We start from the raw sequence: 21,898 nt of genomic DNA, 5'->3' as shown, positions 1-21,898 counted from the left end.
CGCGTTGAGCGGCGCGGCAACCAACCGGAATAGGGCGGTCCCGCGCACTGCGTCCTCGCTAGTGTCTTACTTTAAAGGAATCTCCAACCGATCCAGAGGACCGGCCGGGGATGTCAACATATCTGGCGTTGACTTTTGGCACGCTGTTGAGTTCTCAAGGAACGGACACTTCCTTCGAGCCACTCTCGTGAACTCTCCGGGCGCTTCGTTCTTTCGTGTTTCCCAGCCTAGCAGATGTTTTCCGCTCCGTTTTCCGGGGCTTCATTCATCCGATTAGCTTTTGCCTTTCGGCGCTCCAAACTCTAGCAGAGCTATTCGGTCCGCTTTTCCCTTCCGATCGGAATCGGAAAAGTGCGCGACAGGTCGCTCATCAGTGTTTGGGGGTTCTTCGCCCTCGGCCTCAGCCGTTCAGGCGACTCGGACTACATTACGCCGAGGTGTCGATCGAGTCAAACATGAGGGGCCGGATCTGGCTGGATCCGGCCCCTCGGCCCCGAGTGCACTGGTCAACTCGGGTCTGTTCTCGGCCACCTGAAGGCAGCTCGGCGGCGGGTGTCGGCCGACCCCGCCTCGGGTCGAGCGGTCAGCTCGACGCCAGCTCCACCGCGGCCAGGTTGCGCTTCCCGCGGCGCAGGACCAACCACCGGCCGTGCAGCAGATCGTCGGCGGCGGGCACGGCCTCCTCATCGGTGACCTTGGCATTGTTGAGGTAGGCCCCGCCCTCCTTGATGGTGCGGCGGGCTGCCGAGCGGCTCGGGGCCAGGCCGACCTCGACCAGCAGGTCGACGACCTGGCCGAGCTCGGTGACGGTCGCCTTCGGCACCTCGGCGAGGGCGGCGGCGAGCGTGGCCGGCTCCAGATCGGTCAGCTCGCCCTGGCCGAACAGCGCCTTCGAGGCGGCGACGGCCCGCTCGTACTGGTCGGCGCCGTGCACCAGCGAGGTGAGCTCCTCGGCCAGCGCGCGCTGGGCGAGCCGGGCGGCGGGGCGCTCGGCGGTCTCGCGCTCGAGCTCCTCGATCTCCTCCCGGGAGCGGAAGGAGAAGATGCGCAGGAAGTTCGAGACGTCCCGGTCGTCCGCGTTCAGCCAGAACTGGTAGAAGGCGTACGGAGTGGTGAGCTCGGGATCGAGCCAGATGGTGCCGGACTCGGTCTTGCCGAACTTGGTGCCGTCGGCCTTGACGATCAGCGGCGTGGCGAGCAGGTGGACGGACTTGCCGTCGGCCTTGCGGATCAGGTCGCTGCCGGCGGTGAGGTTGCCCCACTGGTCGCTGCCGCCGGTCTGCAGGGTGCAGTTGTAGCGGCGGTTCAGCTCCAGGTAGTCCATGCCCTGGAGGATCTGGTAGCTGAACTCGGTGTAGCTGATGCCCGCGTCGGAGTTGAGCCGGCGGGCGACGGCCTCCTTGGCGATCATGTTGTTGACCCGGAAGTACTTGCCGACGTCGCGCAGCAGGCTGATCGCCGACATCCCGGAGGTCCAGTCCAGGTTGTTGACCATCCGGGCCGCGTACGGGCCCTCGAAGTCGAGGAAGCGGGAGATCTGGCCGCGCAGGCGGTCCACCCAGCCGGCCACCGTCTCGGGGTCGTTGAGGACGCGCTCCGCGGTCGGCTTGGGGTCGCCGATCAGGCCGGTGGCGCCGCCGACCAGGCCGAGCGGGAGGTTTCCGGCCTGCTGGAGGCGGCGCATGGTGAGGATCTGCACCAGGTTGCCCAGGTGCAGGCTCGGGGCCGTCGGGTCGAAACCGCAATAGAAGGTGACCGGGCCGTCCGCGAACGCCTTGCGCAGTGCGTCCTCGTCGGTGGACAGGGCGATCAGCCCACGCCACCGCAGCTCGTCGACGATGTCCGTCACGGTCACGCTTCTCCTTCGATCGGGCGTCCGGCGCTCCGGGCGGCCGTTCCCTCGGGCCGCCGGCCTGGACGACTCCAACGTGCTAGCTCCAGCGTTCTAGAGAGTACGCGGTCGGGGCCAGCGGGTTTCGGCCGGTCGGCCCGGGCGCGCGGAAATTCCGTTGTTCCGCGGGTGCTGCGCGGTCACAGTGGTGCCACCGCCGGGTGGCGGCGGTGACAGGGCGGCCGTGCCGTCGGCACGGTCTGCAGGGAGGTGGCCCGAAGATGCGCAACACACTGGTGCTCAACGCGAGCTACGAGCCGCTGACCACGGTCTCGCTCAAGCGCGCCGTGGTCCTGGTACTGCAGGACAAGGCCGTCGTCGAGCAGGCCCATCCGCTGCGTGTGGTCCGCGGTACCGGTGTGTCGATCCCGGTGCCGCGGGTGATCAGGCTGCAACGGTTCGTCAGAGTGCCGTTCCGACAACGGGCGCCGTGGTCGCGGCGGGGTGTGCTGGTCCGCGACCAGCACCTGTGCGCGTACTGCGGCCGCCGGGCGAGCACGGTGGACCACCTGGTGCCGAGGTCGCGCGGTGGCGCGGACAGCTGGCTGAACACGGTGGCGGCCTGCGCCGAGGACAACCAGCGGAAGGCGGACCGGACGCCCGAGCAGGCCGGGATGCGGCTGCTGCGGCGCCCGTTCGAGCCGACCCCGGAGGCCACGCTGATGCTGGCGCTCGGGCTGCGCGAGAGCGACCTCGGTGACCTGGCGGCCTGGCTGCCGGCGACCGCGTAGCGCCACCCCATGAGCCGGTGGGCCGACCCGATCGGGGGACAGGTCGGCCCACCCGTCACACCGTCCGGTCAGCCCTTGCTGCGGAACGCCGTGGCGAGCCCGAAGTTCGAGGAGTGCTCGGGCACCGCGACCACCTTGCCACCGCCGCTGAGCAGCCGGCCCGAGGTGAGCAGCGAGCCGGTGCCCTGCGGGAAGGCACCGCCCTGGGTCTCCTGCCCGCCGGCCAGCGCGAAGCGGCTGATGTGGGCGGGCTGGTCGAGGCGCTCGTCGACGGCGAGCAGCAGGCCGCCGGCGTCCAGCCCGACCGGCCGGGCCTTGCTCTTCTCGGCGATCACCGTGCGCCAGAGCAGCTTGCCGTTGGTGAGGTCGTAGCCGGTCACGGCGGGGGCACCGGCGTCGGCCGGGGTCGTCGTGGCGATCATGGTGTGCTCGTGGAAGTAGACGCCGGGGACGGCGTCGAAGGTGCCGCGGGTGACGTCCAGGCGGCCGCCGTCGGCCGCGACCGGGATCTCGGCGGCGGGGTCGCCGCTGGGGCCCCAGGCGAAGACCCGGTCGTCGGCGGCCTTCTCGCCGGTGGTGACCACGACGGCGGGCTCGGCGGAGAGCACGGTGACGGTCTTCGGCTGGTTGTTCAGGCCGCGCCACCAGGTGACCTTGCCGTCGGCCGCGTTCAGGGCCACCGCCTGGTCGACCGGCGCGGAGTCCGCGCAGCTGCTGTGCAGCACGACGGTCGCGCCGGTGGCGCCGCCCGACAGGGTGCAGAACTTGCCCTGGCCTGCGTACTGCCAGAGATCCTTGCCGTCCTCGGCGCCCCAGGCGGCCACCCGGTCCTCGCCGATCGCGATCACCTTGTCGTCGGTGACCGCCACGTGTGCGGCGTAGCCGTCCTTGACGTCGGACACGGCCTTGGTCCAGGTGGACTTGCCGGTCCTGGTGTCGACCACGGCCAGGGTGGAGCAGGGGGTCTTCGGGTCCGCGGAGGGGCGGAACAGCACCGCGGCCAGGCCCTTGGCGTTGACGGTCGGGCTGAGCCCGCACGGGACGGCGCCGTCGGCGGGCGCGGCGAGCGTCCAGGCCGGCTTGCCGTCGGCGAGCGCGTAGGCGCGCACGCCCGACCCGTCGGCCCGGACCACCGTGTCCGCGAGCAGCCAGCCGCCGACCAGGGTGTCGTCACTGCCGGCGGGCGGGGCCGACTCGGGCTGAGCGGCCCAGGCCCGGTCGTGGGCGACCGAGATGTTCTGGCTGACGGGAGCGTCGGCGGCGGGCGCGGACGGGGTGTCGTCCTCGGTGACCAGCACGCCGGCCGTGACGAGCACCGCGAGCGCGGCGACACCGGCGCCGACCCGGATCGCCAGGGCGCGGCGGCTGGGGGCCTGGTCCCCGGCGAGGGCGTTGCCGGCGACGGCCTTGGCCCGGTCGAGCAGGGAGGGCTTGGCGGCGGACCGGGGCCCGGACGCGTCGGGGTCGGTGGCCTCGCCCGTACCGGCGGCCCGTTCGAACTCCTCCTGCTCGCCGAAGCCGGTGGGGCCGGTCCGACCGGGCTGCTGCTCGGCCGTCACGGCGTACCCGGCCGGGCCGGCCCCGGGCCGCTGGGCGCCGTGGTCGACCTGGCCGAGCTGGTCGTGCTGGTCCACCTGGCCGAGCTGCCCGAGCTGGTCGAGCTGGTCCGCCTGGTCGGGCCCGTCGGGCCGGTCGAGCTGGTCGCCCTGGTAGGGGAGGTAGCCGCCGTAGCCGTAGCCCTCGCCGGTGCCGGCCGGGGCGTAGAGCTGCTGCTCCGGCTGGGCCGCGGTCGGGTAGCCGTACGGCACTCCGGTGTACCCGGCCTGGTAGGTCTCCGCCCCGCCCTGCTGCGGGAGTCCGGTCTCCCACTGGTCGCCGGGCTGCCAGGACGGGGGCTCGGGCACGCCGTACGGCTGCTGCTGGTAGCCGGTGTCGGGCGTCCACGGGGTGCCGGGCTCGGCCGGCTGCTGGGGGTACCAGGGCTGCTGCTGGTCGTAGCCGACCGGCTGCTGCTGCCCGTTGTTGTCGTGCGGGTACCCCTGGCCGGAGGCTGGGGGATGGTCCTGAGCCATGCGTTCCGTCCGTCCCGACTGCGTGCTGCCGTGGGCCAGCATCTCACGGCGGCCGGGGCGGGTCGGCCGCCGCCGGGTGGCTCCGGTGCTGACCGGGGGTCAGCCCGCGGCCCGCAGCGCCTCGTCGATGAGCGCGGCCAGGGTGAGATCGAGGCTGGTCAGACCGCCCTCGCTGTGCGTGGACAGGACGAAGCGCAAGGTCCGCCAGCGGATGTCGATGTCGGGGTGGTGGTCCAGCCGTTCGGCATCCTGGGCGACGGCGTCGACCACCAGGATCGCGGTGGGGAAGCTCGCGGTCTCCGCGGTGCGGACGATCGAGTCGCCTTCGCGGTGCCACTGCGGCAGGCCGGCCAGGCCCGCGGTGATCTCGTCGTCCGTAAGCCTGGCCCTGGTCATCCGGTCCCTCTCGTCCTGTCAGGCGGTGACCCGGCGCGGCCGGGTGAGCAGCTCGCCACCGCAGTTGGGACAGGTGGCGGCCATCGCCGCGGTGCATTCCGGGCAGAACGTGCACTCGTACGAGCATATGAAGGCGGGGGCGTCCGCCTTGAGCGACACCTCGCAGCGCTCGCAGATCTCGCGCATCTCCAGAGCCATGGGAGTCCTCCTGGGGTGGTGGCCGGGAAGCCGACGACGGACCGGCGGGCCCGGTCCACCCGGTCAGGGTGGGGCCGGGCGATCGAGTGCGCCTGGGGCCTCAGCTGAGCAGCATCCGCCCCACGGCGACCAGGCCGACCACCACGATCAACGCGCGCAGCGCGGTGGGTGGCAGCCGGCGGCCGACCTTGGCGCCGAGCTGGCCGCCCACGGCCGAGCCGACCGCGATCAGCAGGACGGCGGTCCAGTCGATCGTGGAGGTGAAGAGGAAGAAGACCGCGGCCACGCCGTTGACGAGCATGGCGAGGACGTTCTTGGTGGCGTTGATCCGCTGCATCGAGTCCTGGAGCAGCATGCCCATCAGGGCGAGCAGCAGGACGCCCTGGGCGGCGCCGAAGTAGCCGCCGTAGACGCCGGCCAGCAGCACGCCGGTGAACAGCAGCGGGCCGACCTCGGCGGTGGGCGCACCGTCCGCCTTGCGGCGGGCGGCCATCGCGCGGGCGACCCGGGGCTGGATGACGACCAGGACCAGGGCGAGCAGGATCAGGACCGGGACGATCGCGTCGAAGGCCGTGGCCGGGAGCTGGATCAGCAGCACGGCGCCGGTCAGGCCGCCGATCAGCGAGGCGACCGACAGCCGGGCCAGCCGGGGGCCCTGACCGGTCAGTTCGCGCCGGTAGCCGATGGCTCCGCTGAGCGAGCCGGGCACCAGGCCGAGGGTGTTGGAGACGTTCGCGGTGACCGGGGGCAGGCCGACGGCCAGCAGGACCGGGAAGGTGATCAAGGTCCCGGAGCCGACGATGGTGTTGATCGCGCCGGCGCCGACTCCGGCGATCAGCACGGCCACACCCTCCCAGAGTGTCATCTGTCATCCCCTCGCTCGGTCCTGTCGGGACGATCATGCCGGAGGAGCGCGACGGCGGGCCAGGCGCCATCCAGAATGCGGACCGGCCACGCCTCCCGCACGGCCCGAGGGCCCGCTCCGCGGGTGCGGAGCGGGCCCTCGGGGCAGCCTCAGCGGAGCTCGGGCGACCGGGCTCGGCTCACTCGGGGTCGATCTTGGGGTACTGGCGGGTGGGCTCGACCCGGGGGCGGGCCGACTTGGTGTCGGTGTCCACCGGGCGCGGGCCGGCCGCCGGGTCGACCGGGACCCGGCTCGCCGCGGCGGGCGCCGCGCCGTTGCCGCCGCCGGCCAGGCCGCTGAAGGCGCCGCCGAGGCCCTTGAGCGCGTCGCCGACCTCGCTCGGGATGATCCAGAGCTTGTTGGAGTCGCCCTTGGCCAGCTCGGGCAGCGTCTGCAGGTACTGGTAGGCGAGCAGCTTCTGGTCGGCGTCGCCCTCGTGGATCGCCTCGAAGACCGTCCGGATCGCGGCGGCCTCACCGTCGGCGCGCAGCACCGCGGCCTGCGCCTCACCCTCGGCCTGCAGGACGGCGGCCTGCTTCTCACCCTCGGCGCGCAGGATGGCGGCCTGCCGGGAGCCCTCGGCGGTGAGGATCGCGGCCCGCTTGTCACGGTCGGCGCGCATCTGCTTCTCCATCGAGTCCTGGATGGAGGTCGGCGGCTCGATCGCCTTCAGCTCGACCCGGTTGACCCGGATGCCCCAGCGGCCGGTGGCCTCGTCCAGCACGCCGCGCAGACCGGCGTTGATGACCTCCCGGGAGGTCAGGGTCGACTCCAGGTCCATCGAACCGATGATGTTGCGCAGCGTGGTGACGGTGAGCTGCTCGATCGCCTGGATGTAGCTGGCGACCTCGTAGGTCGCGGCCCGGGCGTCGGTCACCTGGTAGTAGATGACGGTGTCGATGTTGACGACCAGGTTGTCCGAGGTGATCACCGGCTGCGGGGGGAACGGGACGACCTGCTCGCGCAGGTCGATCCGGTTCCGGATGGTGTCGATGAAGGGCACCACGATGTTCAGCCCCGCGCCGAGCGTGCGGGTGTAGCGGCCGAAGCGCTCCACGATCGCGGCGCTGGCCTGCGGGATGACCTGGATCGTCTTGATCAGCGCGATGAAGGCCACCACGACCAGGACGACCAGCACGATAAGGACGGGTTCCACGACTCTCCCCCTAGACGACCAGGGCGGTTGCGCCCTGGATTTCGACGACGTCGACCTGCTGCCCCGGCTCGTAGACACTGCCGGGATTGAGCGCCCGGGCCGACCAGATCTCGCCGTTCAGCTTGATCCGCCCGCCCTGCGCATCGACCCTCTCCTGCACCACCGCCGACGCTCCCGGGAGCGCGTCGATGCCTGTCCTGATCTCGGGCCCCTTCTGCAGCAGGCGGTACGCGACCGGCCTGACCAGCACCAGCAGGGCGACGGAGACCCCCACGAAGACCAGGAACTGGAGGACCACCCCCGCCCCGAGCGCGGCCGCGCCGGCTGCCGCGCCGGCCCCGATCGCGAACATGGCGAACTCGGGCATGGCCGTGAGCACCAGAGGTATGCCCAGGGCGACGGCGGCGAGGAGCCACCAGATCCAGCTGTCCACAAGTCCATCCTAGGGAGGGGAGCGCTCTTGCGGCGGAAAGTTCCCGCAGGTGGACGGACGGAAACCGGCCGTACGTACGACCGGTCCGGTTCAGCCGAAGTTCAGGAGTTCAGCGCCCTCCCGGGCCTGGCCCGGGGCCTGTCGGGCCCTAGCCGATCGGCAGGCCCTGCGCGGACCAGCGGTCGCCGTGCCGCTCCAGGGTCAGCGGCAGGCCGAAGCAGAGCGAGAGGTTGCGGGCCGTCAGCGTGGTGTCGAGCGGGCCGGCCACCAGCACCTTTCCCTGACGGATCATCAGGACGTGGGTGAAGCCGGGGGCGATCTCCTCGACGTGGTGGGTGACCATCGCCATCGCGGGCGCGTACTCGTCCTGGGCCAGCGCGCCGAGGCGGCGGACCAGGTCCTCGCGGCCGCCGAGGTCGAGGCCGGCCGCCGGCTCGTCGAGCAGCAGCAGCTCGGGGTCGGTCATCAGGGCGCGGGCGATCAGGGTGCGCTTGCGCTCGCCCTCGGAGAGGGTGCCGAACTTGCGGTCGGTGTAGTCGGCCATGCCGAGGCGGTCCAGCAGGGCGAGGGCGCGCTGCTCGTCGGTGGTCTCGTACTGCTCGCGCCAGCTGACGGTCATGCCGTACGCCGCGGTGAGCACGCACTGCAGCACGGTCTGCTCGGCCGGCAGCTTCTCGAACATCGCGGCGCTGGCCAGACCGATCCGCTGGCGGAGCTCGAAGACGTCCACCTCGCCGAGCTTCTCGCCCAGCACGGCGGCGGCACCCGAGGTCGGGAAGAGGTAGGTCGCGGCGACCTGGAGCAGCGTGGTCTTGCCGGCTCCGTTCGGGCCGAGGATGACCCAGCGCTCGCCTTCCGCGACCGACCAGGAGACCTGGTCGATGAGCGCGCGCCCCTCCCGGACCACGGATACGTCCACCAGCTCCAGCACGTCGCTCATGCCTACGCCTTCCCCAATGCAGTTTCGGCCGTCCGGGGGACCTGCGCGAAGGTCCTCGGGGTGCGGTCCACTCGTGTCGACAGTCGGTGCGGGCGGGCAGCCTACTCCGCCGGCTTTGTCAGGCGGGGAGCGGATGCGGCGCACGCAGCACAGGGCAAACCTACGCCACCCGGATGTCGGCGTTGTCCGTAGGCTGGCTGGATGCTCGCTACTCCTTCCGAGAATCCGTACGAAGAGCCGCGATCGGGCCGGCTGACCGCCTGGGGCAACGCCCTGCTGAGCGGTGCCGCGTCACCCGACGACGCGGCGGCGGCCGTGCTGGGCGCCGACGAGAGCCACCGGGTGACCGGGCTGCCGGGCGACGCCGAAGGTGAGCTGCACGGGCTCACCTGGGCGCTCGGGCGGCTGCGGGTGCTGGGGGTGAAGGGTCTGCGGCTGGCCCTGCCGACGGCCGGCCACCCGCTGGGGCTGACCGGGCCGGCGGCCTTCAACGACTTGGCGCTGGGCGCGGGCGAGGCCGTCCTGGCGGTCGGGGCGCCGGTCGGGCTGGTGCCCGAGGTCGAGGTGTTCGGGCCGACCGGGGACCGCTCGGCGACCGTGCTCTGGCGCTGCACCGAGGTGAACGACGCGCCGCCGGCCGACGTGCCCTCGCTGCACGAGGCCGAGCGGGAGCTGGCGGAGGGCCTGCGGGAGGCGACCCTGCTGCTGGCCCGCCTCGACGTGGCCGGCGCCGGGCCCGAGACGCTCAAGGCGCTGGACGCCTACCGGCGACGCGGCCACGCCGAACCGCTGGCGCCCGGCTACCCGCCGCGGGCGGTACGGATCCTGGAGTCGGCCCGCCGGGTGTCCGCGCTGCTGTCGATCGCGGCGGGCAGCCACGGCGCGGCGGTCAGTGCCTCCGAGATGGCCGCCCGCCGGGCCACCCTCGCTCCCCTCGAACGCACGGCCCGCCGGGCCCAGGTGGCGGCCTACAACGCCGTCGTCGACGAACGCTGACCCCTCCCCCGGGGGCGCCGGGGCCCCCGGCGCCCCTGCGGCAGCCCCGTCAGGAGTCGCCCGCGGCGCCGTTGCGGACGGCCCAGAGGGCGGCCTGGGTGCGGTCGGCGACGTCGAGCTTCATCAGGATGTTGGAGACGTGGGTCTTCACGGTCTTCTCCGACAGGTGGAGCGAGCGGGCGATCTCGCGGTTGGAGCGCCCCGCCGCGATGTGGCCGAGCACCTCGCGCTCACGGTCCGTCAGTGCCCCGCCCCGGCCCTGCGGGACCTGCGGACCGCTGTCGGCCAGCAGGGCGGCGGCCAGCTCGGGCTGGAGCAGGACGTGCCCGGCGTGCACCGAGCGGATCGCGCCGGCCAGCGCCTCCGGGTCGACGTCCTTGTAGACGTACCCGGCGGCCCCCGCCCGCAGCGCGGGCACCATGGTGCGGTGCTCGGTGAAGCTGGTGACGATCAGGATCCGGGCCGGGCTGCCCTCCTCCTTCAGCAGCCGGAGCGCCTCGATCCCGTCCACCCCGGGCATCTTGAGGTCCATCAGGACCACGTCGGGGGCCAGCTCCTGGGTCCGGGCGACCGCCTCGGCGCCGTCGGCGGCCTCACCGACCACCTCGATGTCGCCCTGGACCTCCAGGAAGGTGCGCAGTCCTCGGCGGACGACCTGGTGGTCGTCGACCAGCAGCACGCGGATCGGCGCATCGGCGTCAGGCACCGGGGACCTCCATCTCGACGACCGTCCCCTTGCCGGGGACCGATTCCAGGGTGAGCCGGCCGCCCACGGAGGCGGCGCGGTCGCGCATCGACACCAGGCCGAGGTGCCGCCCGGCGCGGCGGACCGACTCCGGGTCGAAGCCGTGGCCGTCGTCGCTCACCCGCAGCACCGCGCCGCGGTCCGCGGTACCGGTGAGCGCCACCTCGACGGTGCGCGCGCCGGAGTGCCGCAGGGCGTTGTGCAGGGCCTCCTGGGCGACCCGCAGCAGGGCGGCCTCCCGGGCCGGCGGCAGCGCCCGGACGTCGGCCGGCCGGAAGGTGACCTCCGCGCTGTGCGCGCGGTCCAGCACCTGGACCTGGGAGGCCAGGGTGGCGACCAGGCCGTCCTCCTCCAGCGCGGCGGGGCGCAGCTCGATCACCACGGCGCGCAGCTCGTCGGCGGCCTCGGCGGCGAGCTTGGCGACCTCGGCGAGTTCGGCCCGGGCCCGGGCCGGGTCGCGGTCGACCAGGGTGGCGGCGGCCTTGGCGGTCAGCCGCAGCGAGAAGAGCTTCTGGGAGACCGCGTCGTGCAGGTCGTGGGCGATCCGGGCGCGTTCGCCGGCCAGGGTCAGTTCGCGGCTGCGCTCGTAGAGGCGGGCGTTGCCGAGGGCGAGGGCGGCGTGCGCCGTGAGGATCCGCAGCAGTTCCTCGTCGTGGGCGGTGAACCCGGCGGGCGCGGCCGAGCCCCTCTTGTTGGCCAGGCCCCTCTTGTTGGCCAAGAAGAGCGCCCCGACGATCTCGGTGCCGTCGATGATCGGCATCCCGAGGAAGTCCTTCAGCTCCGGGTGGGCGGCGGGCCAGCCGCCGAAGTCGGCGGCCTGCCGGACGTCGGTGAGCCGGGTGGGGGTCAGCTGGTGCAGCATGCTGGCGAGGACGCCGTGCTGGCGGGGCAGCGGGCCGATCGCCTTCCACTGCTCGTCGCTGACACCGTCCACCACGAACTGGGCGAAGCCGCCGTGGTCGTCGGGCACGCCGAGGGCCGCGTACTCCGCGTCCAGCAGGGTGCGGGCGGAGGCGGTGATCCGGCGCAGGACCTCGCGCACCTCCAGGTGGCGGCTCATCGCCAGGACGGCCGAGCTGATCGCTTCGATCCCGCCGAGGCAGGGGTCGCAGGCAGGGGCCCGCCCGGGCGGGGCGGCCGGTTCCGAGGACATGGCACCACGCTACCGCCGGGCTCGCGGGCCCCGCGTCGGCCGCCGGCCGGGCCGGCCGTACGGCTGTGGGCGCAGGACCTCGGACGTAGGACCGGGTGCGCCGACGGGCGGCGGCCCCGGGGTGGGGCCGCCGCCCGTCGGCGGTCGCAGGAGTGGCCGGGCGGACGGCCCGGTGGGCGGTCAGCCCTTCTGCATGACCTCGGGCTCGTGCCGGCGCTGGAGGCGCTGGATCAGGAACGCGAGGCCGACCGAGATGACCACCATGGCCAGGCAGTTGAGCACCCAGATGCCGGCCGAGTGGTCCCACAGGGCGTCGATCGGCGCGGTCGCCGGGGGCTTGGCCTGGGCGACCGGGGCGATGTGGGCCAGGTCGAGGGTGGTGCCCGCGGCGGCGACGCCCCAGCGGGCCGGCATCAGCCAGGCGAGCTGCTCGAGGCCCGGCTTGTCGAAGAGCTGGAAGATCGCGCCGGTGAAGACCATCTGGACGATGGCGAACATCACCAGCAGCGGCATGGTCTTCTCGGCGGTCTTCACCAGCGCGGAGATGACCAGGCCGACCATCATCGAGGTGAAGCTGAGCAGGATGATGCCGATGGCCATCTCGACGGCCGGCGAGTGCGTGAAGATCAGGCCCTCGGTGGGCAGCTTGCGCACCCCGAAACCGATCGCCGAGATGATCCCGCCCTGCAGGAAGCTGATCACACCCAGCACGATGATCTTCGACATCAGGTACGCGGACCGGGACAGCCCGGTGGCGCGTTCGCGTTCGTAGATCGCCCGTTCCTTGATCAGCTCACGGACCGAGTTGGCGGACCCCGACAGGCAGGCACCGAAGGCGAGCACCAGCAGGATCATGCTGGCGATCTGGTTGCGTCCGGCCGGCCCGTCGCCCGGGCCGAGGCCGAACTTGGACGGGATCACGGCGGAGACCCCGCCCAGCACCAGCGGCAGCAGTACCGACAGGGCCAGGAAGCCCCGGTCGGAGGCGATCACCGCCAGGTAGCGGCGGATCAGCGTCCACAGCTGCGAACCCCAGCTCTGCGGCTTCGGCGGGCGCACCTGGTTGTGCACGTTGGGGGCGGCCTGGGTGGCCACCGCGTCGACCGCCGCCGAGTACTCCTGGTAGTGCACCGAGCCGCGGTAGCGGCCGGCCCAGTCGTGGTCGGGGTAGTTCTCGAAGGCCTGGAAGACGTCGGCCCAGGTCTCGTAGCCGAAGAAGTGCAGGGCCTGCCCGGGCGGGCCGAAGTAGGCCACCGAGCCGCCCGGCGCCATCACCAGCAGCCGGTCGCAGAGCGCCAGTTCGGCCACCGAGTGGGTGACCACCAGGACGGTGCGGCCGTCGTCGGCGAGGCCGCGCAGGGTCTGCATGACCTCGCGGTCCATGCCCGGGTCGAGGCCGGAGGTGGGCTCGTCCAGGAAGATCAGGGACGGCTTGGTGAGCAGCTCCAGCGCCACCGAGACGCGCTTTTGCTGGCCGCCGGAGAGCGCCGTGATCCGGTTGTCGGCGCGCTTGTCCAGGCGCAGCTCGAACAGCACCTCGTCGATCCGGCGGTCGCGCTCGGCCGCCTCGGTGTCGCCGGGGAAGCGCAGCCGGGCCGCGTACTTGAGGCCGCTGCGGACGGTGAGTTCCTTGTGCAGGATCTCGGACTGCGGCACCAAACCGATCCGGGAGCGCAGTTCGGCGAAGTGCTTGTAGAGGTTGCGGCCGTCGTAGCGGACCTCGCCGCGGTCGGCGGGGCGGTAACCGGTGAGCGCGCGCAGCAGGGTGGACTTGCCGGAGCCGGACGGGCCGATCACCGCCACCAGGGACTTCTCCGGGACGGAGAAGCTGACGTCGTTCAGCAGGACCTTCTTGCCGCCCTTGAAGTCGACCTCGACGGTCAGGTGGTGGGCGGAGAAGGTGACCGCGCCGGTGTCGACGAACTCCTGCAGCTGGTCGCCGACCAGGACGAAGCTGGAGTGGCCGACGGTGAGGCGGTCCTGCGGCCCCATCAGCTGGCGCTGCACCGGCTGGCCGTTGAGGAAGATCCCGTTGTGGCTGCCGAGGTCGACGATCTCCCAGCGGCCGTCCGGCAGCTGGCGCAGCTCGGCGTGGTGCCGGGAGACCTGCAGGTCGGAGACGACGATGTCGTTGTCGAGGGCGCGGCCGATCCGGATGGTGCGCACACCGGCGGTCAGGTTGCGGACCATGGTGGGGTGGCCGAGGCCGCCCACCGGGGCGGGCAGCTGGCCGGGGTGGCCCTGCGGCGGCACCTGGGCCTGGGCGGGCACCGGGGCGTGCTGCGGGCCGGTGCGGAACTCGCCCGGCTCCCCCGGGAAGGACTGCTGCTGCGGGAAGCCCGGCTGCGGGGTGGGCGCGTCCCACTGCTGCTGGACCGGCGGCTGGTGCGCCGGCGGTGCCTGTACGGGGGGCGCCTGGACCGGCGGTGCCTGCACCGGGGGCTGCTGGGCGGCCCAGGCCTGCTGGGCGCCGGGGGTGGCGCGCCGGGTGGTCGCCTCGTGGATGCCGCCGGGCGGCGTCGCGGGGGCGGCGGCCGGGGCCGAGAAGCTCAGCCGGGGGCCGTTCTCCGGGTTGCCCAGGTTGACCACCGCGCCCGGGTACAGCTGCGCGTGCAGGGTCCGGGCGCCGCCGGCGAACGTGCCGTTGGTGGAACCGTGGTCGTCCAGCTGCCAGTTGGCCCCGGCGAAGGAGATGGTGGCGTGCCGCCAGGAGACCCTGGCGTCGTCGAAGGGGAAGTCCGAGTTCGGGTCCCGTCCGATGGTGTAGCTGCGGCCGGGTTCCAGGACCCGCCGCTGCCCGTTGAGCTCTAGTACGAGTTGCGGCACTGTCGGCCTGCCCCGCTCTCTCGGTCCCCCGGTCCGCCCCCGGTAGCGGGGGTCATGTGATGTGACGAGGGGAATCATTCCAGCCGCGGTGCCGTACCTGAAAGTCACCTCCGCCGACTGTGACCGGCTGGCAACACACCCGTGGAGCCCGGTGACACCGTCGAGCCGCCCGGTCGTCCCAGCGTTCGGACCGGTGCGGTGGAGCGGGCCCCGGGCCCGGTAGCGTGGGAGGCACCATGAACGCATCTGATCCGGCCGCTGAGCCCCTCCCCGCCTCACAGCCCCGGACCGCCGACGAGCGCACGCTGCTGGTCAAGGTGTTCGGCAAGGACCGCCCCGGCATCACGGCGGGCCTGTTCAGCACGCTCGCCGACTTCGGCGTGGACGTGATCGACTTCGAGCAGATGGTCACCCGGGGCCGGATAACGCTGTGCGCCCTGGTGACCCCGCCGGCCGCGGCCGACGCCGAGGGCACCCTGCGGGTCACCGTGCACCGGTGGGCCGAGGAGATGAAGCTGCAGACCGAGATCATCTCGGGCATCGGCGACAACCGGCCGCGCCGCGAGGGCCGTTCCCACGTGACCGTGCTCGGCCATCCGCTGACCGCCGCCGCGGTGGCCGGTCTGAGCAGCCGGATCTCGGACGCCGGCGGCAACATCGACCGGGTGTTCCGGCTCGCCAAGTACCCGGTCACCGCCGTCGAGCTGACCGTCTCCGGGGTGTCCACCGCGCACCTGCGCACCGAGCTCGCCCAGGAGGCCGCCGCCCAGCGGGTGGACGTCGCGGTGGCCGAGGCCGGGCTGCACCGCCGGGCCAAGCGCCTGGTGGTGATGGACGTCGACTCCACGCTGATCCAGGACGAGGTGATCGAGCTGTTCGCCGCGCACGCCGGCTGCGAGCAGGAGGTCGCCGAGGTGACCGCCGCCGCGATGCGTGGCGAGCTGGACTTCGCCGAGTCGCTGCGCGCCCGGGTGGCGCTGCTGGCCGGCCTGGACACGGCCGTGGTGGAGAAGGTGCGCACCGAGGTCCGGCTGACCCCGGGCGCCCGCACCCTGATCCGTACCCTGCAGCGGCTCGGCTACCAGGTGGGCATCGTGTCCGGCGGGTTCACCCAGGTCACCGACCACCTGGTGGAGCTGCTCGGGCTGGACTTCGCGGCCGCCAACACCCTGGAGGCGGTGGACGGCAAGTTCACCGGCCGGGTCACCGGGGAGATCGTGGACCGCGCGGGCAAGGCCCGATGGCTGGCCCGGTTCGCCGAGCAGGCCCGGGTGCCGCTGGCCCAGACGGTGGCGATCGGGGACGGCGCCAACGACCTGGACATGCTGAACGCGGCCGGGCTCGGGGTGGCCTTCAACGCCAAGCCGGTGGTCCAGGAGGCCGCCGAGGTGGCCGTGAACCTCCCGTTCCTGGACACCGTGCTCTACCTGCTCGGGATCAGCCGCGAAGAGGTCGAGGCGGCCGACGAGCTGGACGGCACGCCCACCGAGTGACGGCGGTGGCACGGAAGGCCGGGGCCGGCGAGCGGCCCCGGCCTTCCGGCTACTCCGGCAGCGTGTGGTACGAGTCGAGCTTCGCGACGCCGGGCTCGACGCCCTTCCAGGGGCCGGTGAAGCTCAGCACCGCGATCGCGCCGGTGGGGAAGCCGTTCAGCCGCAGCCGGTTGAGCGCCTCCTGGTCGCCGTCGTCGCCGGCCAGCACCTGGGTCAGGCCCAGCACGCCGGGGTTGTGGCCCACCAGCAGGACGTCGGCGGTGTCGTCCGGGGTCTCCTGCAGGACCTCGATGATCTGGCCGGGACTGGCCTCGTACACCCGTTCCTCGAACACCGTCCGGCGGTGCCGCTTGGGCAGCTCGTGCGCGACCAGCTTCCAGGTCTCCCTGGTCCGCAGGGCGGTGGAGCAGAGCACGTGGTCGGGGTTGATGCCGGAGTCGACCAGCCACTGGCCCGCCTCGGTGGCCTGAGCCCGGCCCCGGTCGGCCAGTGGACGCTCATGGTCGGCGACCTGATTCGGCCAGTCGGCCCGGGCGTGGCGGAGAACGATGATCCTTCGGGGTGTATCGGCGCTCATACCCCCAGAGCTTCGCAGAAAATCAGCCGTCGGGCGCGTGCTCCACAACTCCGCCACCCGCAGGAGTGGAGCGGCTGCGGTGTGCCACCGTCAGCCCATGTTCGCGGCGACGGTGGCGATCACACCCACCACCACGACGACGCCGGCGATCAGGCCGAGCAACTGGAGCAGCTTGCGCTGGCCGTTCTGGGGGTTGGGTTCGAGGACTGGCATGCGGCCAGTGTCCCACCCCTTATGCCCGCCCCGACGCCCGGTGCGCCCGCAGCGCCGGTCAGGCCGCCGCCGGGGGCGCCTCGTCCTCGATGTGGCGGGCCATCGCCGCCCGCAGGCCGACCGCCATCTGCGGCACCAGGAGCAGCGCCAGGAAGCCCAACGGCAGGTACCAGCCGCCGGTCCACTGGTAGAGGCTGCCGATCAGGATCGGGCCGGGGATGGAGATCAGGTAGCCGAGGCTCTGCGCGAAGGCGGACAGCTGGCTCACCCCGCCCGGGGTGCGGGCACGCAGGCCGATCATGGTCAGCGCGAGCGGGAAGGCGCACATGGACAGGCCCACCAGGCACGCCCACAGCCAGGAGGCGGTGCCCGCCGCGAGCGCCAGACCGGCGTACCCGGCGATGCCGCACAGGGCCAGCACCACCACGAAGATCCGCTGGTCGCCGCGGCGGACGGCCAGGTTCGGCAGGATGAACGAGGCCGGCACGCTGACCACCATCACCAGCGCCAGCAGCACCCCGGAGGCGCTCTCGGAGACCCCCGCGTCCTGGTAGATCTTCGGCAGCCAGCCCATCGCCGCGTACGCGCTGGTGGACTGCAGCCCGAAGAAGACGGCCAGCGCCCAGGCGGTACGGCTGCGCGTGATCGGCAGCCGGCCGGCCTGCCGCCCCGCCGCGGTCGAGGAGCGCTCGCGGCGCAGCACGGCGGTCACCAGCCAGAGCACCAGCGCGGCGGCGCCGAGCAGGCCCCAGACACCCAGGCCCATCCGCCAGCTGCCGCCGAGCGCGGTGGTCAGCGGGACGGTGGCGGCCGCGGCGGCCGAGGTGCCGACCGACAGCGCCATCGAGTAGAGGCCGATCATCGGGCCGACCCGGTCCGGGAAGTACCGCTTGATGACCACCGGCAGCAGCACGTTGGAGACCGCCACACCGGCCAGCGCGACGGCCGTGAGGAGCAGGAACACCGCGGTGCTGCCGGTGGACGAGCGGGCCAGCAGGCCGAGCGTGATGGCGCCCATGCCACCCGCGACCACCGCGATCGGGCCGATCCGGCGGGCCAGCGCGGGCGCGGCGATGCCGAAGACCGCGAAGCACAGCGAGGGCACCGCGGTGAGCAGGCCGGCCACCGTGGCACTCATGCCGAGTCCGGCGCGCACCTGGTCGAGCAGCGGGCCGAGGCTGGTGACCACCGGGCGGAGGTTCAGCGCGGCCGCGACGATGGCCGCCGCGAGCAGCCAGGAGAGGTACCGGGCCCGGGCGGCGGGCCTGGCGGCCTCGGTGGCCCCGGTGGTGCTCCCGGCGGCCCGGTCGAGCGCTGCTCGGAGCTCGGTCGGTTCGGTACTGGTGGCGTCTGCTGCGGTCGACATAGCGGCCATCATAGAATGATGGGATGAATTAATGCACACCGGTATCCTGATGCCGTCCACCCAGCTGCGAGGAGTCCCGATCCCATGGCCCTGTCGACCACGCGACGCGCATCGCTGTCCGATCAGGTGATCGCGCAGCTGCGCGCCCAGATCACCTCGGGCGAGTGGCCGGTCGGCTCGCGCATCCCCACCGAGGCGGAGCTGGTCGAGCAACTCGGGGTGGCCCGCAACACCGTGCGCGAGGCAGTACGGGCACTCGCGCACAACGGCCTGCTGGACATCCGGCAGGGCTCCGGCACCTACGTGCTGGCCACCAGCGAGCTGGCCGGCGTGATGCACCGCCGGTTCGCCGACGCCGACGGGGCCCAGGTGGCCGAGCTGCGGGCCACCCTGGAGACCGCCGCGGCGGGCCTGGCCGCGCTCCGCCGGACCGACCGGGACCTGGAGCTGCTGGAGTCGACGCTGGCCCGGCGGGACGCCGCCTGGCACGCGGGCGACCCGGAGGACTTCGTCCAGACCGACGCCGCCTTCCACCAGGCCGTGGTCGCCGCCGCCCACAACGAGGTGCTCGCCGCCGTCTACGCCGACCTCGGCGAGGTCACCCGGGCACACCTGCGCCGGGACGTCGGGCCCGAGCTCGTCCCGGACCGCTACCTCAGCCACCGCGGGATCATCGACGGCATCCGGGCCGGGGACGCCCAGCTCGCCTCCACCGAGGCCGGCCGGGCGATCGGCGCCTGCGGCCAGGACAGCTGACCCGACCGGCCCACAACGCGCACTGCCCGGCCGCCGCTCGTGGAGCGGGGCCGGGCAGTGCGGTGCGGGTCGTCAGGCGCCGATGGCGTGCAGCCCGCCGTCGACGTGGACGATCTCGCCGGTGGTCTTCGGGAACCAGTCCGAGAGCAGCGCGACCACACCGCGGCCGGCCGGCTCCGGGTCGTTCAGGTCCCACTTCAGCGGCGAGCGGTGGTTCCAGGTGTCGGCCAGCTCGCCGAAGCCCGGGATGGACTTGGCGGCCATCGAGCCGATCGGACCGGCCGAGACCAGGTTGCAGCGGATGTTGCGCGGGCCGAGGTCACGGGCCAGGTAGCGGGAGGTGGCCTCCAGCGCCGCCTTGGCCGGGCCCATCCAGTCGTACTTCGGCCAGGCGAACTGCGCGTCGAAGGTCAGACCGACCACCGAGCCGCCGTCCTGCATCAGCGGGAGCAGCGCCATGGTCAGCGACTTCAGCGAGAACGCCGAGACCTGCATGGCGGTCGCCACCGACTCCCACGGGGTGTTCAGGAAGTTGCCGCCCAGGGCGTCCTGCGGGGCGAAGCCGATCGAGTGGACGATGCCGTCCAGGGTCGGCAGGTGCTCGCGCACCTGGTCGGCGATGCCCGCCAGCTGCTCCTCGTTGGAGACGTCCAGCTCCAGCACCTTGGCCGGGGCCGGGAGCTTCTTGGCGATCCGCTCGGTCAGGCTGGGCCGGGGGAACGCGGTCAGGATGATCTCGGCGCCCTGCTCCTGCGCCAGCTTGGCGGTGTGGAACGCGATGGAGGACTCCATCAGCACGCCGGTGATCAGGATCCGCTTGCCTGCAAGGATTCCGCTCATGTTGCTCAGTGACCCATGCCCAATCCGCCGTCGACGGGAACGACGGCTCCGGTGATGTATGCGGCCTCGTCCGAGGAGAGGAAGCGCACGGCCGAGGCGATCTCGGCGGGTGCGGCGTAGCGGCCCAGCGGCACGCCCGCGACGATCTCCGCACGGCGCTCGTCGCTGAGCACGGCGGTCATGTCGGTGTCCACGAAGCCGGGGGCGACCACGTTGACGGTGATGCTGCGCGAGCCGAGTTCACGGGCCAGCGAGCGGGCGAAGCCGACCAGGCCGGCCTTGGACGCGGCGTAGTTGACCTGGCCGGGCGAACCGGTCAGGCCGACCACCGAGGAGATCAGCACGATCCGGCCCTTGCGGGCCCGCAGCATCTTGGCGCTGGCGCGCTTGACCACCCGGAAGGTACCGGTGAGGTTGGTGTCCAGGACCGAGGTGAAGTCGTCCTCGCTCATCCGGAGCAGCAGGGTGTCCTTGGTGATGCCGGCGTTGGCGACCAGGACCTCGACCGGGCCGTGCGCGGCCTCGATCTCGGTGAAGGCCGCGTCGACCTGCGCGGCGTCGGTGATGTCGCAGCGGACTGCGAGCACGTCGAACTTGGCCAGTTGCTCAGGGACCTCGCCCGAGCGGCTGGTGATCGCGACCTTGTCGCCGGCCTCGGCGAAGGCCTGGGCAATCGCGAGGCCGATGCCCCGGTTGCCTCCGGTGACGAGAACCGAGCGGCTCAACGGTCCACCTCTCTCCTAGTTGACCTGCATGCGTACGCACTGTGACGGTATCGGTCCGGCCGAGGGCGAGGCCCATACGGCTCCGACAGGTACCTCACACGGTATCTGTCGCTTCCCGACAACAGATGTGCCAGGACCTGGCCCGATCCACCCCCGAGGGGGAACCATGGACCGGTCACACCCGTTGCTCACTGGGCCTCCGGTACACCTGAGGCATCCGGCGAGGGCCGGCCCGGCGGCCGGAGCACGAGACAGAGGGAAGCGGAACGCGGATGAGCAAGCACCCCCGAAGCAGCGGCGGCGGCCGACGTGCCCGGTTGTTGGCCCTGACCGCGCTGGCCACCGCGGCCGGTGCGGCCGCCTGGTCGCTGCGCGACCTGCCGGCCGCCTTCGGCCGTCGGCCGGACGGCACCAGGGACCCTCGGGTCCGCAACTCCCCCCAGTACCGCGACGGGGTGTTCCACAACGCCCCGAGCGCGCTGGCCCAGCAGGAGCCCGGCCGGCCGGACGGCGACACCTTCCGCCGGATGCTGCTCGACGACCGCGCCGCCCGCCGCCCCAGCCTGCCGGTGCCGCTGGAGCGCCCGGCCGGTGCCGGGGCCGAGCCGGCCGCCGAGGGCATCGAGGTGGTCTGGTACGGCCACGCCTCGGCGCTGGTGGAGGTCCAGGGTGCCCGGGTGCTGATCGACCCGATATGGTCCGACCGCTGCTCCCCGGTCAGCCAGGTCGGCCCCAAGCGGCTGCACCCCGTCCCGGTCGCGCTGGCCGAACTGCCGCCGGTGGACGCCGTGCTGATCTCGCACGACCACTACGACCACCTGGACATGGCGACCGTCAAGCAGCTGGTCGAGCTCCAGTCGGCGCCCTTCGCGGTGCCGCTCGGGATCGGCGGCCACCTGCGCCGCTGGGGGGTGCCGGAGCACCGGATCATCGAGCTGGACTGGGACGAGACCTGCACCCTGGGCGAGCTGACCCTCACCCTCACCTCGGCGCACCACTTCTCCGGCCGCGGCACCACCCGCAACACCACGCTCTGGGGCTCCTGGGTGATCGCCGGCCCGTCCCGGAAGGTCTACTACACCGGGGACTCCGGCTACTTCGAGGGTTACGCCCGGATCGGCGAGCAGCACGGCCCGTTCGACGCCGCCCTGGTGCAGATCGGCGCGTACGACGTGGCCTGGCCGGACATCCACATGACGCCGGAGGACGCCGTCCGGGCCCACCTCGACCTGCGCGCGGGGCTGTTGGTCCCGGTGCACTGGTGCACCTTCAACCTGGGCCTGCACCCGTGGTCCGAGCCGATCGAGCGGCTGCTCGCGGAGGCCAAGGCGCAGGCCGTGCCGCTGGTGGTGCCCCGCCCCGGGCAGCGCGTCGACGTGGACAACCCGCCGGAGCTGGACGGCTGGTGGGAGACGGTCGCCTGACGGTGGCCCGATCCCGCCACGCCGGAGCGAAATTCCCTGGCGACAATTGGCCGAAGGGGAAAT

The 21,898-nt window shown here is 72.6% G+C and carries 21 protein-coding genes; 5 read left to right on the top strand and 16 right to left on the bottom strand.

The window, feature by feature from the left end:
- Nucleotides 1-583: 583 nt before the first annotated feature.
- The gene (gene tyrS / locus AB0K43_RS06120; RefSeq protein ID WP_363636298.1) at nt 584-1,849 is read right to left on the bottom strand and encodes a tyrosine--tRNA ligase; all 1,266 of its coding nucleotides are present in this window, start codon (nt 1,847-1,849) and stop codon (nt 584-586) included.
- A 263-nt stretch (nt 1,850-2,112) separates the two neighbouring features.
- Here tyrS and AB0K43_RS06115 point away from each other — a divergent pair, with 263 nt between their 5' ends.
- Nucleotides 2,113-2,622 carry an HNH endonuclease gene (locus tag AB0K43_RS06115; RefSeq protein ID WP_363636257.1) on the top strand — a complete coding sequence of 170 codons (510 nt, stop codon included), beginning with the start codon at nt 2,113-2,115 and terminating at the stop codon, nt 2,620-2,622.
- Between the two features lie 68 nt (nt 2,623-2,690).
- Here AB0K43_RS06115 and AB0K43_RS06110 read toward each other — a convergent pair whose 3' ends face one another.
- The 7 genes from AB0K43_RS06110 to AB0K43_RS06080 all read right to left on the bottom strand — a co-directional run bounded on the left by AB0K43_RS06110 (nt 2,691) and on the right by AB0K43_RS06080 (nt 8,721).
- A complete protein-coding gene (locus tag AB0K43_RS06110) occupies nt 2,691-4,694 on the bottom strand; it encodes a PQQ-binding-like beta-propeller repeat protein (RefSeq protein WP_363636255.1) in 2,004 nt (667 codons plus the stop codon).
- A 99-nt stretch (nt 4,695-4,793) separates the two neighbouring features.
- A complete protein-coding gene (locus tag AB0K43_RS06105) occupies nt 4,794-5,090 on the bottom strand; it encodes a 4a-hydroxytetrahydrobiopterin dehydratase (protein ID WP_363636253.1) in 297 nt (98 codons plus the stop codon).
- An 18-nt stretch (nt 5,091-5,108) separates the two neighbouring features.
- Nucleotides 5,109-5,288, bottom strand: a complete 180-nt coding sequence (locus AB0K43_RS06100) for a DUF1272 domain-containing protein (protein WP_363636251.1) — start codon at nt 5,286-5,288, stop codon at nt 5,109-5,111.
- 100 nt (nt 5,289-5,388) lie between these two features.
- Nucleotides 5,389-6,153, bottom strand: coding sequence for a sulfite exporter TauE/SafE family protein (locus tag AB0K43_RS06095; RefSeq protein ID WP_363636249.1), 765 nt, complete (start codon nt 6,151-6,153; stop codon nt 5,389-5,391).
- Between the two features lie 178 nt (nt 6,154-6,331).
- Entirely contained in the window at nt 6,332-7,348 is a 1,017-nt protein-coding gene (locus AB0K43_RS06090) for an SPFH domain-containing protein (protein WP_363636247.1), read from the bottom strand.
- 10 nt (nt 7,349-7,358) lie between these two features.
- Nucleotides 7,359-7,781, bottom strand: coding sequence for an NfeD family protein (locus tag AB0K43_RS06085; RefSeq protein WP_363636245.1), 423 nt, complete (start codon nt 7,779-7,781; stop codon nt 7,359-7,361).
- A gap of 148 nt (nt 7,782-7,929) precedes the next feature.
- Nucleotides 7,930-8,721 (bottom strand): ABC transporter ATP-binding protein, encoded by a 792-nt coding sequence (locus tag AB0K43_RS06080; protein WP_363636243.1) that lies wholly within the window; start codon nt 8,719-8,721, stop codon nt 7,930-7,932.
- Nucleotides 8,722-8,922: 201 nt separating this feature from the next.
- Between AB0K43_RS06080 and AB0K43_RS06075 the strand changes: the two genes are divergently transcribed.
- Complete coding sequence (locus AB0K43_RS06075) at nt 8,923-9,717, top strand: hypothetical protein (RefSeq protein ID WP_363636241.1); 795 nt, start codon at nt 8,923-8,925, stop codon at nt 9,715-9,717.
- Nucleotides 9,718-9,766: 49 nt separating this feature from the next.
- Here the strand turns inward: AB0K43_RS06075 and AB0K43_RS06070 are convergent, their stop codons facing one another.
- The 3 genes from AB0K43_RS06070 to AB0K43_RS06060 form a co-directional block, all read right to left on the bottom strand.
- Nucleotides 9,767-10,423 (bottom strand): response regulator transcription factor, encoded by a 657-nt coding sequence (locus AB0K43_RS06070; RefSeq protein WP_363636239.1) that lies wholly within the window; start codon nt 10,421-10,423, stop codon nt 9,767-9,769.
- Complete coding sequence (locus AB0K43_RS06065) at nt 10,416-11,615, bottom strand: GAF domain-containing sensor histidine kinase (RefSeq protein ID WP_363636237.1); 1,200 nt, start codon at nt 11,613-11,615, stop codon at nt 10,416-10,418. Before AB0K43_RS06065 ends, AB0K43_RS06070 begins: the two co-directional genes overlap by 8 nt.
- Nucleotides 11,616-11,795: 180 nt before the next feature.
- Nucleotides 11,796-14,441, bottom strand: a complete 2,646-nt coding sequence (locus AB0K43_RS06060; protein WP_363636235.1) for an FHA domain-containing protein — start codon at nt 14,439-14,441, stop codon at nt 11,796-11,798.
- A gap of 236 nt (nt 14,442-14,677) precedes the next feature.
- On the opposite strand from AB0K43_RS06060, the gene serB reads away from it, so the two are divergent.
- Nucleotides 14,678-15,934 carry a phosphoserine phosphatase SerB gene (serB, locus tag AB0K43_RS06055; RefSeq protein WP_363636233.1) on the top strand — a complete coding sequence of 419 codons (1,257 nt, stop codon included), beginning with the start codon at nt 14,678-14,680 and terminating at the stop codon, nt 15,932-15,934.
- A gap of 49 nt (nt 15,935-15,983) precedes the next feature.
- Here serB and AB0K43_RS06050 read toward each other — a convergent pair whose 3' ends face one another.
- From AB0K43_RS06050 to AB0K43_RS06040, 3 genes are all read right to left on the bottom strand, one after another.
- Entirely contained in the window at nt 15,984-16,511 is a 528-nt protein-coding gene (locus AB0K43_RS06050) for a histidine phosphatase family protein (RefSeq protein WP_363636231.1), read from the bottom strand.
- Between the two features lie 90 nt (nt 16,512-16,601).
- The gene (locus AB0K43_RS06045; protein ID WP_363636229.1) at nt 16,602-16,724 is read right to left on the bottom strand and encodes an SGM_5486 family transporter-associated protein; all 123 of its coding nucleotides are present in this window, start codon (nt 16,722-16,724) and stop codon (nt 16,602-16,604) included.
- 58 nt (nt 16,725-16,782) lie between these two features.
- A complete protein-coding gene (locus AB0K43_RS06040) occupies nt 16,783-18,090 on the bottom strand; it encodes an MFS transporter (protein WP_363636227.1) in 1,308 nt (435 codons plus the stop codon).
- 84 nt (nt 18,091-18,174) lie between these two features.
- Here AB0K43_RS06040 and AB0K43_RS06035 point away from each other — a divergent pair, with 84 nt between their 5' ends.
- Entirely contained in the window at nt 18,175-18,846 is a 672-nt protein-coding gene (locus AB0K43_RS06035) for an FCD domain-containing protein (protein WP_363636225.1), read from the top strand.
- Nucleotides 18,847-18,918: 72 nt separating this feature from the next.
- Here AB0K43_RS06035 and fabI read toward each other — a convergent pair whose 3' ends face one another.
- The gene (gene fabI / locus AB0K43_RS06030; RefSeq protein ID WP_363636223.1) at nt 18,919-19,686 is read right to left on the bottom strand and encodes an enoyl-ACP reductase FabI; all 768 of its coding nucleotides are present in this window, start codon (nt 19,684-19,686) and stop codon (nt 18,919-18,921) included.
- Between the two features lie 5 nt (nt 19,687-19,691).
- Nucleotides 19,692-20,411: a 3-oxoacyl-[acyl-carrier-protein] reductase gene (fabG, locus tag AB0K43_RS06025; protein ID WP_363636221.1), complete on the bottom strand. Its 720-nt coding sequence runs from the start codon at nt 20,409-20,411 to the stop codon at nt 19,692-19,694.
- A gap of 272 nt (nt 20,412-20,683) precedes the next feature.
- On the opposite strand from fabG, the gene AB0K43_RS06020 reads away from it, so the two are divergent.
- On the top strand, nt 20,684-21,835 hold the full coding sequence (locus tag AB0K43_RS06020; RefSeq protein WP_363636219.1) for an MBL fold metallo-hydrolase: 1,152 nt from the start codon (nt 20,684-20,686) through the stop codon (nt 21,833-21,835).
- Nucleotides 21,836-21,898: the final 63 nt, after the last annotated feature.

It is taken from the genome of Kitasatospora sp. NPDC049258 (assembly GCF_040678895.1).
Taxonomy (GTDB): Bacteria; Actinomycetota; Actinomycetes; order Streptomycetales; family Streptomycetaceae; genus Kitasatospora.
The sequence above is the reverse complement of the archived record's forward strand: the minus strand, read 5'-3'. Positions and strand labels throughout refer to the sequence as shown.